Annotated in this window: 14 protein-coding genes and 1 riboswitch; of the genes, 4 read left to right on the forward strand and 10 right to left on the reverse strand. The window is 38.9% G+C overall.

From position 1 onward, the window contains the following. Nucleotides 1-231 precede the first annotated feature (231 nt). Nucleotides 232-864 carry a DUF3862 domain-containing protein gene (locus tag FRX54_RS04790; protein WP_146461596.1) on the forward strand — a complete coding sequence of 211 codons (633 nt, stop codon included), beginning with the start codon at nt 232-234 and terminating at the stop codon, nt 862-864. Nucleotides 865-1,017: 153 nt separating this feature from the next. Here the strand turns inward: FRX54_RS04790 and tuf are convergent, their stop codons facing one another. After that, complete coding sequence (gene tuf / locus FRX54_RS04795; protein ID WP_146461598.1) at nt 1,018-2,214, reverse strand: elongation factor Tu; 1,197 nt, start codon at nt 2,212-2,214, stop codon at nt 1,018-1,020. Nucleotides 2,215-2,506: 292 nt separating this feature from the next. Here tuf and FRX54_RS04800 point away from each other — a divergent pair, with 292 nt between their 5' ends. Beyond that, a complete protein-coding gene (locus FRX54_RS04800; protein WP_146461601.1) occupies nt 2,507-4,693 on the forward strand; it encodes an LTA synthase family protein in 2,187 nt (728 codons plus the stop codon). 80 nt (nt 4,694-4,773) lie between these two features. Here FRX54_RS04800 and deoD read toward each other — a convergent pair whose 3' ends face one another. From deoD to FRX54_RS04845, 9 genes are all read right to left on the reverse strand, one after another. Next, entirely contained in the window at nt 4,774-5,484 is a 711-nt protein-coding gene (deoD, locus tag FRX54_RS04805) for a purine-nucleoside phosphorylase (RefSeq protein ID WP_146461603.1), read from the reverse strand. Between the two features lie 10 nt (nt 5,485-5,494). After that, entirely contained in the window at nt 5,495-6,715 is a 1,221-nt protein-coding gene (locus FRX54_RS04810; RefSeq protein ID WP_186652499.1) for a chloride channel protein, read from the reverse strand. A gap of 2 nt (nt 6,716-6,717) precedes the next feature. Then, complete coding sequence (locus FRX54_RS04815; RefSeq protein ID WP_146461607.1) at nt 6,718-7,527, reverse strand: purine-nucleoside phosphorylase; 810 nt, start codon at nt 7,525-7,527, stop codon at nt 6,718-6,720. A gap of 21 nt (nt 7,528-7,548) precedes the next feature. Then, nucleotides 7,549-8,760, reverse strand: a complete 1,212-nt coding sequence (locus tag FRX54_RS04820; protein ID WP_146461609.1) for a phosphopentomutase — start codon at nt 8,758-8,760, stop codon at nt 7,549-7,551. A gap of 17 nt (nt 8,761-8,777) precedes the next feature. Next, on the reverse strand, nt 8,778-9,458 hold the full coding sequence (gene rpiA / locus FRX54_RS04825; RefSeq protein ID WP_146461611.1) for a ribose-5-phosphate isomerase RpiA: 681 nt from the start codon (nt 9,456-9,458) through the stop codon (nt 8,778-8,780). A gap of 99 nt (nt 9,459-9,557) precedes the next feature. After that, nucleotides 9,558-10,856, reverse strand: a complete 1,299-nt coding sequence (gene ftsW, locus FRX54_RS04830) for a cell division peptidoglycan polymerase FtsW (protein WP_146461613.1) — start codon at nt 10,854-10,856, stop codon at nt 9,558-9,560. A gap of 104 nt (nt 10,857-10,960) precedes the next feature. Then, nucleotides 10,961-13,657 (reverse strand): phosphoenolpyruvate carboxylase, encoded by a 2,697-nt coding sequence (ppc, locus tag FRX54_RS04835; RefSeq protein ID WP_146461615.1) that lies wholly within the window; start codon nt 13,655-13,657, stop codon nt 10,961-10,963. Nucleotides 13,658-13,745: 88 nt separating this feature from the next. Next, nucleotides 13,746-14,138 (reverse strand): DUF4430 domain-containing protein, encoded by a 393-nt coding sequence (locus FRX54_RS04840; protein WP_146461617.1) that lies wholly within the window; start codon nt 14,136-14,138, stop codon nt 13,746-13,748. Continuing rightward, entirely contained in the window at nt 14,122-14,613 is a 492-nt protein-coding gene (locus FRX54_RS04845; protein WP_146461619.1) for an ECF transporter S component, read from the reverse strand. Before FRX54_RS04845 ends, FRX54_RS04840 begins: the two co-directional genes overlap by 17 nt. Before the next feature lie 147 nt (nt 14,614-14,760). On the opposite strand from FRX54_RS04845, the gene FRX54_RS04850 reads away from it, so the two are divergent. Both FRX54_RS04850 and thiT read left to right on the forward strand, forming a co-directional pair. Further along, the gene (locus FRX54_RS04850) at nt 14,761-15,609 is read left to right on the forward strand and encodes a glycoside hydrolase family 25 protein (RefSeq protein WP_146461621.1); all 849 of its coding nucleotides are present in this window, start codon (nt 14,761-14,763) and stop codon (nt 15,607-15,609) included. Nucleotides 15,610-15,704: 95 nt separating this feature from the next. Beyond that, a riboswitch (TPP riboswitch) is annotated at nt 15,705-15,807 on the forward strand. 31 nt (nt 15,808-15,838) lie between these two features. Beyond that, nucleotides 15,839-16,375 carry an energy-coupled thiamine transporter ThiT gene (thiT, locus tag FRX54_RS04855; RefSeq protein ID WP_146461623.1) on the forward strand — a complete coding sequence of 179 codons (537 nt, stop codon included), beginning with the start codon at nt 15,839-15,841 and terminating at the stop codon, nt 16,373-16,375. The last annotated feature ends 47 nt before the right edge of the window (nt 16,376-16,422 follow it).

Below are 16,422 nucleotides of genomic sequence, written 5' to 3' on the forward strand. Positions count from 1 at the left end.
TGATTAGTTCCTCTCATTTTATCATATCACTGCTAAAAATTCTAATCTCACAAAATAATATACAATTCTGAATTATAATGAACTGGCAACAGTTTATTACTAGGCATTAAAAGTCAGTATCTTTATTAGCTAGGCCGTCAAATGTCCAGAATTTATGATATACTAGTCTGTAAAGAAAATGACTAACTTTAAATAGTCATTTTATCTTATTTAGAAAGTGTAATAGTAACTATGAAAAAAATATCTCTGTTAGGTCTGACGCTCTTATCCATGATCAGCCTAGCTGCTTGTCGCCAACAAGCAAGCAACAGCCAAACACCTATCGTTGAAACCATTAGCTCTTCTGAACAACCAACAAGCTCTAGTCAAGAACTTGTCGTCAATACTGAACTGCGTCAAAAATTTGACAGCATTCTGGTTGGAGACTCTTCTAATGCTGGCGATGGGGGACAAAGTCTTGAAGAAGTAAAAAGCTTACTTGGTGAAGCCAAAGCTACGAATACTACTGAAATAAATGGTGTCACTGCTGAAAACCTAACTTGGACAGATGGTGATGTCACAATTTCTGTTGCCTTTGTTGATGGAAAGGTCGTTAATAAAGCTATTACTGGATTTCTGTTCAAACGTGACAGCAATATCGAGCTGACTAATTTCAACGAATTAGCTTTGGGAACTAGCTATGCTGATGTTGTTGCAGTATGGGGAGAACCAGATATTTATACCGAGTCTAAAGTCCTTGGTTCTAAAAGTGTTGGAGCCACTTGGTTCTCAAATATCAAGGGGAGTGATCCTGCCGCTAATGCCTTTCTCGTCTTTACTGATGATAGTGTTGCTCAAAAAGAACAGACAGATATGACTGATTAATATCATTTATTCAGCTCCTAGAGAACTTTTCTCTAGGAGTTTTTGTATTCTGATGCCAATAAAATCATCTGTGATAAACAAAAAACCAGCAGAATAATCTGCTGGTTACAATTATAGTTGTCTGACTCTAATTGTCTTTGGGAACTTAATTTCTTAAGCTTCGATTTCTGAAACGATACCTGAACCAACAGTACGTCCACCCTCACGGATAGAGAATGTAGTACCTTGTTCTACGGCGATTGGGTGGATCAACTCAACGTCGATTGTCACGTTATCACCTGGCATAACCATTTCTGTACCTGCTGGAAGTTCGATAGAACCTGTTACGTCAGTTGTACGGAAGTAGAATTGTGGACGGTAGTTGTTGAAGAATGGCGTATGACGTCCACCTTCTTCTTTAGTAAGGATGTAAACTTCACCCTTGAATTTAGTATGTGGGTTGATTGAACCTGGTTTAGAGATAACTTGTCCACGTTCAATTTCATCACGTTGAACACCACGAAGAAGAACACCAACGTTATCTCCTGCAAGACCTTCGTCAAGTTGTTTACGGAACATTTCAACACCAGTAACAACTGCTTTAGTCGTTTCTTCTTTGATACCAACGATTTCGATTTCATCGTTGACACGAACAGTACCACGGTCGATACGTCCTGAAGCTACTGTACCACGACCAGTGATTGAGAATACGTCCTCGACTGGAAGAAGAAGTGGTTTGTCAGTATCACGTTCTGGTTCTGGAATGTACTCATCAACAGTGTTCATCAATTCCATGATGATATCTTCAAATGCTGAGTCACCTTCAAGAGCTTTAAGAGCTGAACCTTGGATAACTGGTAGATCATCACCTGGGAAATCGTATTCTGAAAGAAGGTCACGGATTTCCATTTCAACCAACTCAAGCAATTCTTCATCATCAACAAGGTCAACTTTGTTCATGAAGACGATAAGGTGTTTAACACCTACTTGGCGTGAAAGAAGGATGTGCTCACGAGTTTGTGGCATTGGTCCATCAGTAGAAGCTACTACAAGGATAGCTCCGTCCATTTGAGCCGCACCAGTGATCATGTTTTTAACGTAGTCAGCATGTCCTGGGGCATCGATATGCGCATAGTGACGAGACTCAGTTTCATACTCAACGTGTGCAGTGTTGATTGTGATTCCGCGCTCGCGCTCTTCTGGAGCAGCATCGATAGACGCATAGTCTTTTGGTTGGTTAACTGAACTTGGCAAGCGACGTGCAAGAACAGTTGTGATAGCTGCTGTCAAAGTAGTTTTACCGTGGTCAACGTGTCCAATTGTACCAATGTTAACGTGGGGTTTACTACGATCGTATTTTTCTTTTGCCATTTTAGGAAAAGCCTCCAATAAAATATATTTTATAGATAGACGGTACAATACAGTCTAACTTTACTCCACTATTTTATCAAATTGTAGCAGAATTGCAAGTATTTTATACTATTTTTATTGATTTTTTAGCCCTTTGGTCTTTTAATAGAAAAGCCTATCCTTATCTGGCGTTTTTCTCACTGAAGAATACTCTATTTAACTTATCTGTTTAGGATTAGTATGAAATTATGGTATAATGATGAGAAAGAGATTTACTTATAAGATTAGGAAATTATAACGAGGACGTCTTGTTGTGAAGAAACAATTACAAACACTTTTGAAAATTATTAGTACCCGTCTCGGCTTTGTCTTAACCCTCTTAATCTTTTATTGGATTAAAAGCATGTGGGCCTATCAGATTGATTTTAACTTGGGATTGGAAAACTTCTACCAACTCTTTTTAACCTTTATCAATCCGATTCCTGTTGGCCTACTATTTTTAGGACTAGCACTTTATATTAAAAACACCAAACTTTTTTATATTCTTGAATACCTTCTTTATGCTATCTTGAATATCATCTTGATTGCTAATGCCATTTATTTTCGAGAGTTTTCTGATTTTATCACAATTACAACTGCCATGGCTAGTTCCAAGGTTTCAGCTGGACTAGGAAGTTCAGCCATCAACCTACTTCGACCTTGGGATTTGTTTTATGTCTTAGATGTTTTTATTTTAGTCTATTTATTTAAGAAACAGTGGGCCAAAAAAGATCCTAGGCCTTTTGCTAAACAGGCAAGCTTTGCCGTGACCTCACTGTCTGTTATGCTTTTTTCTGTCAATCTCTTCCTAGCTGAAGTTGATCGACCAGAGCTACTGTCGCGTGGTTTTTCCAACACCTATGTCGTTCGTGCTTTAGGATTGCCGGCTTTCTTAGGTTATGATGGCAATCAGACTTATCAAACTCAAAAGGTTCGTTCGGAAGCTAAACCTGAAAAAATTGAAGAAGTTAAGGAATATGTCAGCCAGCACGCCGCTGCACCTAACTCTGATTACTACGGTATTGCCAAGGGACGCAATGTTATTGTGATTCATTTAGAAAGTTTCCAACAATTTCTTATCAACTATCAGCTAAAAGTTGACGAGAAAGAGTATGAAGTCACTCCTTTTATTAACTCACTTTATAACTCAAATCAGACCTTCTCTTTTGCCAATTTTTTCCATCAGGTAAAAGCTGGTAAAACATCTGATTCAGAAACTTTAATGGAAACGTCGCTTTTCGGTCTTAATCAAGGTTCCTTTTTCGTTCAATATGGTGGCGACAACACCCAACAAGCTACACCGAATATTTTAGCTAGTTTAGAAGGCTATACCAGCGCTGTTTTCCATGGTAATAATGGGACGTTCTGGAATCGAAATAATGTCTATAAACAACTTGGTTACAACTACTTCTTCGACCAGTCTTATATGTCAAAACCTACCAAGGATAATTCCTTCCAGTATGGGCTTAATGATAAAGTCATGTTTGCAGACTCTATCAAATACCTTGAACGATTGCAGCAACCTTTTTATACCAAATTTATCACGGTATCCAATCACTATCCCTATCAAAACCTAACTGGTGATGAAAAAGGATTTCCATTAGCTAAAACAGATGATGAAACCATAAACGGCTACTTTGCGACAGCCAATTATCTTGATTCAGCCTTGGAGGCTTTCTTTAACTATCTAAAGACGTCAGGACTTTATGACAACTCAATTATTGTCATGTACGGGGATCACTATGGGATTTCAAATTCAAGAAATCCTGATTTGGCTCCCTTACTCGATAAAAATTCAGAGACTTGGACTGACTATGACAATGCCATGTTGCAACGTGTGCCATATATGATTCACATTCCTGGTATGGACAAGGGCTTTGTCAGCTCAACCTTTGGTGGTGAAGTCGATGCACTTCCAACCTTACTACATGTCTTAGGTATCGATAGCAGTAACTTCATCCAGCTAGGACAAGATCTGCTCTCACCTGATAATCAACAGATTGTCACTTTCCGAACATCAGGTAATTTTGTTACACCAGACTACACCAGCTATTCTGGGAAATTGTACAAAACAGAAACTGGAGAAGAAATTACCAACCCTGATGAAAGCACCTTAGAGACTGTCAATGCTATCAGAGAAGAAACCAAGTTGCAACTTAGCATTAGTGATAGTATTCAAACTGGTGATTTACTTCGTTTCTACAAGGACAGTGATATTGAGCCGGTTGATACCTCAACTATTTCTTATACAAAATCACTTGATGCCCTAAAGGCTATTGAGAAAAAATTAGGCGACCAATCCACCAGTCTGTATAGTGTAAATGGAAGCAAGTCAACTCAATCTCTCTATCAAGCACCAAGCTATCTTAAACTTCAAGAAACCTTGGCTAGCATCACCGAGGCATCTTCAAGTGAAGATGTCGAAAATAGTAATGTCGCTAACGAAGAAACTCTCCCTTGAGGTCAAAAATAAAACCTGTCAATTAAAACTGACAGGTTTTTTTGTTAAATAAAAAGAGCTACATGCAGCTCTTTTTATCATTATTCTGCAATTAAGGTTTCCAAACCAACTGTCATCATATCAGTAAAGCTAGTTTGGCGTTCTTCTGCTGTGGTATCTTGAGATGGATCAATCAAGCTATCAGAAATCGTCATCAAGGCCAAAGTTTGGACATTGTGTTTAGCACCAAGATAGTATAGAGCTGCTGCTTCCATTTCAACAGCCTTTACACCCATGCTACCTAATTTAAGATTTTTCTCACCCAAATCAGAATAGAACAAATCAGCAGACAAGACGCTACCGACATGAGTTGTCATGCCCAAGTCCTTGGCAACATGATAAGCCTTATCCAACAAATCAAAGTCAGCAATTTGTGGGAAATCATACTCTGGCCAATCATTGCGGATAATAGCTGAGGTTGTTGCGGCAGCTTGAGCCAAAACCAAATCACGCACACGAACATCCTTGTTCAATGAACCAGCCGTACCGACACGGATCAATTTCTTCACATCATAGAAAGAAATCAACTCGTTGGCATAAATCGAAATCGACGGCATTCCCATACCTGTTCCCATAACGCTAACACGATGACCTTTATAAGTCCCTGTGTAACCTAGCATACCACGGATTTCATTGAAACAAACAGTGTCTTCTAAAAAATTTTCTGCGATGAATTTTGCACGCAAAGGATCTCCTGGCAACAAAATTTTATCTGCAATTTCACCCTTTTGGGCACCAATATGAATTGACATTATTATCTCCTTATTTTTTTATAATTTTTGTTATCACATAAGCCAAGCCAACTGACAAGAAGACAGGTGGCAAGGTTAGAAAAGTTTGACCTGTAAAGGTCATGGTTAGAAAAATGGCTGTTAAAGGGGTTGCCATTGAAACAGATAAAAAAGTACCTGCACCAATAATACTGGCTTCAGCCAAAGAAAGATTAGGCAACCAAGAAAAGAATAATAAACCAATTAACAGACCCATCAAAGAACCCATGGCAAACCCTGGGGTTAGAGTACCACCGTAAGCTCCTGCTTTCAAAGCTAGAAGTACTAGACTTCCTTTAACGATTAACAAGGACAAAGCATAGGGCCAATTTAAACCAAGAAAAGCTGCTTGTACAGTATCACGACCATTGCCAAGGATTTCTGGAAAAAAGATACTAGCAAATGCAACCAAAATCATACTAAGAGGTAACCACCATAAAATGCTAACCTTTTTAATCCGTTCTTGTTCCATTTTCTGAACCAAGTTACGAAAAACAAGCCCAAAAGGTGGCAAACACAGACCTAAAACAAGAGCTAATAACCAAGTTGATGAGCTATTGGTTAGTTGAGTCACTTGATAAGTCGGCTTAGGGGCAATTCCTAGACGAGCTGTATAGGTCGCCACCAAAATCATCAGCAAACCCAACTGGAAACTTGACCAGTTTTTTTTAGCCTTCATCCCTTCGAAAAGAAAGAAGAAACTAGCAATCGGAGTTTGATAGACAGCAGATAGACCTGCTGCAGCGGCTGACGCAATCATTAATTCTCTCTTTTCAGTCGATAATTGAAAACGACTGGTTAACTGACCACTAATTAAAGCTCCTAATTCCCTAGGCGCAACTTCCTTGCCAACAGGGCCACCCATACCTACCAATAAAATTTGAGTCAAGGCGTGAGTAAGATGTTGAAAAAAGGAGGGGAGCTTACCTAAAGTTGCTTGCTTTAGTTGTCCTTTAATCGAAACCAAGGGTTGTTTTTTCTGCAACAAATACCAAGCCAAAGCTGCTAATAAACCACCTAAGCTAACCGATACCACTCGTCGCCAAATGGGAACTGACCTTGACAAGACTAAAAATTGACCATCCACATAGCCGTAAGCTAGTTTTTGAATAGTCTTTAAGAGGTCATGTAAACCGATGGCAACAAGGCCTGTTAATACACCAATGAGTATGGTCAAGCCAAGCAAGCAAATATCATCTCGTTTAAGACTCAAAATTATAGCTCCGCTAAGATTGCCTTAATTAAATCCTTGAAATTCCCCTTAATTTGTTGAGTCACTTCAACCACTTCTTCATGATTTAGTTCTGATTGGAAACCAGCAGCAAAATTTGTAATCGCTGAAATACCTAGGACCTTCAAACCAGAATGTGCTGCCACAATAACCTCTGGAACAGTTGACATCCCAACAGCATGAGCTCCCATATTCTTATAAGCTAAAATCTCAGCTGGTGTTTCATAACATGGACCTGTTACCCCTAAATAAACACCTGTATCCAATTTGACACCCAAGTTTTCTGCCACACGATGAGCTACCTGACGGTATTCAGCAGTATAGGCATTAGACATGTCTGGGAAACGTGGGCCAAACTCATCTAAGTTTTCACCAATGAGTGGGTTTTGACCTGTCATATTGATATGGTCAGAAATTGCCATCAAGGTTCCTGGACCATAGCCAATACCACCTGCAGCATTAGTGACAAGAACTCCTGTACATCCTAAAGCTTTCATGACACGAACTGGGAAAGTCACCACATCAAGAGCGTTGCCCTCGTAGAAGTGGAAGCGACCTTGTAGTGCCAAAACTTTGCGACCAGCTAAATCGCCATAGATCAATTTCCCTGCATGACCAACGACTGTTGATTGACCCCAGTTAGGAATCTCTGCATAATCAAGTACGATTGAATTCGTAATTTCTTCTGCTAATTCTCCCAAGCCTGAACCCAAAATCAAACCAAATTCTGGGGCTGTCATGCCTTTTTCTTTCAAGAAAGCTGCTGTTTCTTTAATTTTAATCATTAAGCTCATTTTCTTTCTCCTTATTTTTTATTAAACTAATTTATCCAAGAAGCTCTCACCAATCACAGCTTTATCAACACCAAAATTATCAGCTACAGTTGCTGAAATATCCGCAAAATGTCCAACTGGTAAGACACCGTTTCCTGTGAATGACTTACTGTAAGCCAATAATGGCACATACTCACGCGTATGATCAGTTCCCGCATAAGTTGGATCATTACCATGGTCAGCCGTAATCAAGAGCAAATCATTTTCACGCATATTTTCCATAATTTCTGGCAAGCGAGCATCAAACTCTTCCAAGCAATCACGATAGCCTTCGACATCACGACGGTGACCATAAACGGCATCAAAGTCAACTAGATTGGTAAATGAGAAACCACGATCAAATTCTTTTAATTTCAAGGTTTCAATCAAGACATCCACACCATGCATATTAGATTTAGTATGACCCATGTCATTGGTAATGCCTGACGCATTAAAAATGTCACTGATTTTACCAACAGAATAAGTTGGCACACCTGCATCAGCTAATTTATTCAACACTGTTGGTTCAAATGGTGACACAGCATAGTCATGACGATTGGCTGTTCGTGTGAAATGACCTGGTGTTCCGACATAAGGACGAGCAATAATACGACCTAGTAAGGTTGGACGCTCCAAAGTGATTGAGCGAGCGTATTCACAAATACGATACAACTCATCTAATGGAATCACCTCTTCGTGAGCCGCAATCTGCAAAACTGGGTCTGCTGACGTGTAAACAATCAACTCGCCTGTTTCCATCTGACGAGGTCCAAAATCATCAATGACAGCAGTTCCTGAATAGGGTTTATTCGCTTCACGAATGATCTTACGACCAGAAAATTCTTCAATCTTAACTAGAATATCTTCTGGAAAACCATCCCAGAACGTATCAAATGGTTCTGTGATATTTAGTCCCATGATTTCCCAGTGACCTGTCATCGTATCCTTACCTAAAGACACTTCTTCTAGTTTGGTAACATAACCACTTGGATTTGCTTCTGCGGAAACAGTGGCCAAGGCTTCCTCGCGTGGAATATTCCCTAAACCAATCTTAGCCATGTGTGGTAGATTAAGACCTGCTTGCTCTGAAATATGTCCTAGAGTATCTGATTCGGTATCTGGTGTACCAGCGTTAAAAAACTTATCTGCATCTGGAGCAGCACCAATACCAACTGAATCCATGACGACTAGATGAATGCGATCAAATTTTGACATGTTTATTCTCCTATAATTTATTTCTTATTAGCTTCTAAAATCGTTAAGCCTGATTGACCAGCCACAATAACCAAATCAACCATGCCATTGAACAGACCATGCTCAACCACACCTACTGTATGGTCTAATTCTTCTCCAAAAGCAACTGGATCTGAAATCAAACCTAAATCAAGATCGATGATATAATTACCCATATCTGTTAAATAGCGTTGACCTTCAATTTGACGAAATGACGGTTTATAACCTGCTCGCTCAAAACGACGAAAAACCTGCTCCGCTCCATATCGAACAACTTCAACAGGCAGCTTGAAAGCTCCTAGATGATCAACTAATTTGGTTTCATCAACTACCCAAATATAGTACTTAGTTGGTGTAGCAACCACCTTTTCCATCAAAAGAGCGGCTCCGCCACCTTTGATGCCATTAAAAGCACGATCAACTTCATCAGCCCCATCAACAGTCACATCAACTTGATCCACTTCATCAATCGATTTTAGTGGAATACCGAGTTGTTTAGCCTGCTCACTCGTCCGACTAGACGTTGTCACACCTGTAATCTGTAGGCCTTCTTCTTTGACGCGACGACCAAGTTCTTCCACAAAATAATAGGCCGTTGAACCAGTACCCAGGCCAACAATCATGCCATCATGGACATAATCTGCTGCTTTAATACCAGCCATCTTTTTAAGCGCTTCCATTATTCGCTATCCTTTCTTTTTATCTTTATAAATTATATCATTTTTTTCCTTAATTGACATCTATTTATGAAAAATAAAAAGTCTAGGCTTTTATAAAACCTAAACCTCTTTATCATCTTCTTCTCTTAATTTAATAATTTTAGCTTGCTCTTTCATGTACTCATCAGACATTCTACTATGATAGTTATCTTCTGCTTCTTGGAAGATTCTCTCTCTTTTCTCACTGGCATCAATATTAAGAACAAACCCAATCGCTACTGAAAGCACTAGGACACTATTTCCCCCTTGTGATAAGAACGGAAAAGTCACCCCTGTTGAAGGGATTAGGCCAGAAATCCCACCAATATTGATAAAGACCTGCATCAAGAGCATACTGCCAACTCCCAAGGAAATCATAGCATTGAAAGCATTGTTAGACTTCATCCCCACCAATAAAATTCTCAAAATCAAAAAGAATACAATAGCTAGAATTAAACCGGCACCAATCAACCCCAACTCTTCAATAACAATAGAAAACACAAAGTCTGTCTGAGCTTCTGGCAGGTATCCTTTTTTCTCAATAGAATTTCCTAACCCTAGACCAAACCAACCACCATTACTCATGGCATAATAAGAATTAGCTAGTTGATGTCCTGAATTGGTCAAATCTTTGAAGGGATTGAAAAAAGCACTAAACCGTTTAGCAACATAACCAAAAACTGGGACTTTAGAAATCGTTTCTACCCCCACTAGCGAAATCAAGCCTAGAAAAAGGGTGGATGTTGCGACAATCACACTCAGCAAGGCAGAAAACCATCGGTAACCAATACCACTTATCGAAAACATGACAATACTAGTCAAAACGATGATAGTTGCATTACCCAAATCGGGTTGGGAAGCTACTAGTAAAATCATAACTAACGAGTAAAATCGCCAATCCTTTAAATCAGACAATTGGCGTGGCCACCAGCGTCGCTTGGTTAGGGCTTGATAATCATAACGTTCGATTAGTTTTTGACGTTTGGCAAAAGTAAAAGCCAAAAACCAAATCATGATAATTTTTAAGTATTCTGCTGGCTGAAAACTAATTGGACCAAGCACAATCCAACCATGAGCGCCATTGACCTGCTTGGTAAAAAAACGAGCAATCAGCAGTAAACCCATCTCAATCAGCATAACAAGGCTTAAAACACGAGAATTTTTCAAAAAATTCAACTTCAACTTATAAATAAAGGTAATGGCAAGCAGGCTGATGATCCAAAACATGCCTTGGTTAATGACTGACTTAAAAGGATTCAGACCATATTGAATCAAGGTTGCACTGGTTGTTGAATACACCACAATCAATCCTACAATAGACAAAATCAAATAGGGGATTAAAATGGAATAATTCAAGAGGTGTTTTTTGTCAATTTTCATAGTTCTCTCCGTTTACGACTAAACTGCAGTTTCGATTATATCATCTTTACCTAGAAAAAACAAAGAAGATTAGGCAAGCCTCAATCTTCTTAATGTCTATTAACCTAACCTGAATTACGTAAACCTGTTGCAATTCCGTTTATGGTAATATGAATCAAATGATCTTCTCCTTTTGCTAGATCCCCTTGGCGCGAACGTTTAATCAGTTCCAATTGAATATAATTTAAAACATTAAAGTAAGGTAGGCGAAAAGCCAAACTTGCTCTTAAATATGGATTTTCAGCCAAGAGGTCTTCTTCTTGTTCAATTGCCAAAATCATCATCTTCGTCAATTCCCACTCTTTAAGCAGGAGTTGATAAACCTCCTTCACTGACTCATCCTGACAAAGCTGTGCGTACTGATAAGCAATGGTCATGTTAGATTTGGAAAGCACCATATCAACATTAGACAATAAGCTCTTGAAAAACGGCCAGTTTTGATACATCTTTTGTAGTTTGCCAAGATTTTCTGTGTCTTGATCAATAAATTTTTTAAAACTTGAGCCAACACCATACCAACCTGGCAGCATGACACGATTTTGTGACCAAGAAAACACCCAAGGAATCGCTCTTAAACCAGAAATATCAGTAATGGTTTTACGAGCTGCTGGACGAGAACCAATGTTTAAACTTGACACCTCACGAATTGGGCTAGCCGCAAAAAAATAATCATAAAAATGTGGGTGGTCAAAGATGAGATGGCGATAAGTCTGATAACTGTCTGCAATAATCTCATCCATGATTTGCCGGTAGCCAACCAAATCTTCTGGCTTGGTTTGCCTTTCCTTAATCATACGGTTTAGGGTCGCTGACAACAACATTTCCAAATGATAATAAGCTGCATCTTGATTACCATATTTATTGCCAATAACCTCTCCTTGTTCTGTCAAACGAAGACGATTTTTAATAGTCCCTGCCGGCTGTGATGTAATAGCATCATAAGAAGGGCCACCACCACGACCAACTGTCCCTCCACGGCCATGGAAGAAGGTCACCTTGATACCATGCTGAGTACCAAGATGTGTCAAGTCTTGCTGAGCTTTATACAAGGTCCAACCAGATGCCAAATACCCTCCATCTTTATTACTATCCGAATAGCCCAGCATGATTTCTTGGTCATGCTGATTGTCCTTTAGCCAAGTTTTAACAATCGGTAAATTGAAGTAAGCCTCCATAATGTCATAAGCATTATTCAAATCATCAATGGTTTCAAAAAGAGGTACAATTCTAACTCTGGAAGTTTGCTTATCAACCAAGCCAACTTCCTTTAAGAGAATAGCCAACTCTAACAAATCTGACACACTTTCTGAATGAGAAATGATGTGTTGACGAACAATCTCTTCTCCCATCTTATCCTTGAGTTGTTTTGCCATCTCAAAAATAGCTAGTTCTGTTTGTAATTGTTCAGACTTAGGTAAAAGGCTAGAAGATAAGGTTCTAGGGTCCTTGGTCAAGGTATCAAGCAACAATTGACATTTCTCTTTTTCAGACAAGGCTTTATAATTTTCTTCAATGCCTGCTGTTTGTAAAAGTTCAGCTACACAAGACTCATGAACACTCGAATCCTGTCTTAAGTCGATACTGGCTAAATAAAAACCGAAGACATCTACTGCTTGCAATAATTCTGAAAACTCACCCGTCAAAAGATGTTGTCCCTTATGCTCTAATAAAGAGGATTGAATCAGCAGCAAATCTTTCTTAAAATCGCTAGCCTTGGCATAGTAAGGAGCAACCTTTTGATCTTGACTAATATATCCCAACGTATGACGCAGACTGTTTTTGATATAAGATAAGGCTTGGCGATAGAGTTCTTTTTCACGAAATTCAGACGTGTGTTGAGATTTTTTAGCTAATTCTATCACCGCTGAGCTTGCTGGAATCAGATTAGTTGAGATGGAAAAGGCGTCATAAAGTTTATCCACCATCGTCATATAATAAGTTAGAATGACTTCTGCCTGTGTCAAAGCAGATAATTTTAAGGTTTCTGCAGTTACAAAAGGATTTCCATCACGGTCACCACCAATCCACATGCCCATACTAATCGGATTAGCTTTTTCAAGTAATAAGCCCTTATCCTTTGCTAAATCTTGATAGGTTTTGACTAACTTGGTAATGGCAGGAATCAAGGAACGATTGTAATACTCTGTGACATTACTAATCTCATTTTTAACCTTAAGTTTCTTCTCACGGATAATATCAGACTGCATCATCAACTCAATCTGACGTCGTAAATCTTGCTGCCATTTTTCTTGATTAAGGCTTCCTTCTCTCAAATCACGTCGCTGACGTAAAAGAAGATAAATTTGATTGGTCAAGCCCAACATGGTACGACGTTGAACTTGGGTTGGATGGGCCGTTAAGACAGGTACGACGTTGACAGCTTCTAAGATGGCCTGCCCGTCTTGATGATAAGCAACTTCGTCCATAATCAAGGATAATTTCCCTTGATAATCTTGCCCCACATTATTACAGTAATTGACCTCATAGGCCAACTCCACATCTTCAGAAATATTGATTAAAAGTGGCAAAATTGAAAAATAGCGAGCCACCATGATCATCTCTTGGTTATCAATTTGCTGAATCAATTCTTCCAACTGATTATAATCCTCGGCTATCGACAACTCTGTTAGTTGCTTGATTAACTCGAAAATTCGCTCACTGACCAAGTCCTTAGTAACTTCTTGTAGCAAGCGAGTTAACAGCTCCACTTCTTCATTAACGGTTTCTTTACTATTCAAATTTTCTAATTTGGGAATGTTCACAGTTGCCTCCTTTATTGGCTAAACCTACTGACTATCTTATCATTTTTTCAATTAAAATACCATCTTAACAATACTAGCACAAGGCACACTAAAAGCTTTCTTGATAAAACTCAATCACATCTCCATCTTTTACTACTATCTGATCAGCACCTTTAGGGGCCATTTGACCATTGACCTTGAATAACCAGTATCTTTTGGCCGCCTCATCTTGTTCAACCCCATCAATAGCAGTAATAAAACCATTAACTTCCTTGATATCATAATTAGCTTTCAAGATCGTCATGATCGTTTCTTCTTTTTCAAGTGTCAGAGTTTTTTCCTGACTTGATTGGTCAAATTTCACAATCAACTGAACCCTCACTTGTTCTGAAACAAGACTAGACTGTGGATTAGGCTCTTCAACTGATTGCTCTGTTGGCTGCCTGCATGCCACCAATAAAAAGCTAAATAACACCAATACAAAACTAAATAATTTTTTCATCTTCAAATCTCCTAAACATCTGAATAACAAGCGGATAACACACTAGAGTTGACAAAGCATGGACTAGATTAAAACTTGTCCCTGCTATCATATGCAACCAAGGGTTACTTCCATAAAAAAGTGCCATCAAGCCATCAATCATCATCCCATAAAAAAAAGCCAAACTCGCTGCCCCAAGAGCTTGTAGTACCATCGCCTGCTTAGTCCAAGGAAAAATCAAAAACTGCCAAAACAAAATGACCAGAGTAAATGAGACTATTTGCCAAAAGACCCACGGACCAAATAGGAAAAAAAAACTACTGACCAAAAGCGAAATAACCATGACACCCAAGCTTTCTGCTAAACCATTCACACTAGCTAAAACTAGAAAAATAGCCGTTAATGGTTGAACATTTGGCAATGGGGCAAACAAGTAACGTAAGACTACACAAAGAGCTGATAAAACAGCCACTCGACTTAATTGTTTCAAAGACATGTCAACACCTCTTTTTCTATTTTATCAAATCAAGTTAACTTTGTAAGCTCTGGTTCATCTTAAATAAAATGCCTGGAGTAAGTTTAAGTCAGGCTTTCGAGATAAGTGCTTTGATTTTTTTAATGAATTAAGCTATAATAAATAATGATGAGAAGAAAAATTAAACCAATTGTTGTCTTTCTTTTCTTCGGCTTGATCACCCTAATCCTGTTAATTGGCAAAATCCATTCTACTCTAGTACAGAAAGAAACCTTAAAATTAGCCAAACAAACCATTCCAACAGCGACTAGTCGTTCAAGCGATGAAGAAGAAACTGATTCGTCTGAGGATGATCTTGTTCTAAATCCAATTATTGACGTTTCTGGTTGGCAACTACCTGAAGAAATAAATTATGATGTGCTTTCGAAAAATATTTCAGAGGCCATTGTCCGTGTTTTTGGTGGGTCACAAATTACTACCAGTAATAATGCCGCCTACACTACTGGGGTTGACAAATCCTTTAAGAAACATATCCAAGAATTCCAAAAGCGTAATGTTCCTGTTGCCGTCTATAGTTACGCCTTAGGACGAAGCGTTAAAGAAATGAAAGAAGAAGCTCAAATCTTCTATAAAAATGCCTCGCCTTATAACCCTACTTTCTACTGGATTGATGTGGAAGAAGTGACCATGAAAGATATGGACGCTGGGGTTGAAGCTTTTCGTAAAGAGCTAAAACGCCTTGGTGCTAAAAATGTTGGCATCTATATTGGGACTTACTTCATGCAAGAACAATCTATCTCGATTGATAAATTTGATGCTGTCTGGTTCCCAGCCTATGGAACAGACTCTGGTTACTTTGAAGCACTACCTGAAACCAACCTTAGCTACGATTTACATCAATACACCTCTCAAGGTTATCTTAATGGATTTGATAAGGCACTTGACCTCAATCAAATTCCTAGTAGCAAAAACCAAAGAGCGATTTATGAAAAACTCTTTGGCAAACTCAACAACTAAGCTAGTATTTTCTTGCTTAGTTGTTTTTATTTGGGGCAAACTCTTGCTAAAAAAGGGCTTTCATGATAGACTTTTAACTAATAAATTAAATCATGATTGACACATAGGAGTGCATTTTGCTGAGATCGTCTAGCATAGACGAAATCCTCAACACCTGATCTAGTTAACACTAGCGTAGGGATTGTGACTAAAAGTTAAAACTCCTGACTGTCACAGAAAGGAGTTTTTTATGTCATCATTAGCATCTGCCAAAGTGACCGAACGTGCTCTACTACTTGCCCTTGCTCTGATTTTAGATAAGCTCATCTTATTTCAACTACCACAAGGAGGCAACATCTCACTTGGAATGCTCCCTCTTATCATTTTTGCCCTACGCCATGGTCTAGCTGCAGGCTTATTCTTAGGAGGCTTGGCTGGAGGGCTACAACTCTTTTTAGGAGGCTATTTTCTCAGTCCTTTGCAATTTTTGCTCGACTATCCAATCGCTTATGCCATGATTGGACTAGCTGGTCTTGTCAACCTTAAACATACAGGCAAACTAAGCACTAGCAGACTCCTACTTGGAGTGAGTTTGGCTAGCCTGGCGAGATTATTTGCCCATACCCTAGCCGGTATTGTGTTTTATAGTGTTTATGCGCCAAAAGGCACACCTGTTTGGCTCTATTCTCTAAGTTACAATGCCAGCTACATTTTGCCGTCTGCTATCCTAGTCAGTGTCGTGCTATTACTTTTATCCAAGAAAAACCCTAAACTATTCTCTGTTTAACTCAACCAAATAAGCTAAAAAATGGTATAATGAAACAAATGCCATTT

This window comes from Streptococcus sp. sy004, from assembly GCF_007859205.1.
In the GTDB taxonomy this organism is placed as follows: domain Bacteria; phylum Bacillota; class Bacilli; order Lactobacillales; family Streptococcaceae; genus Streptococcus.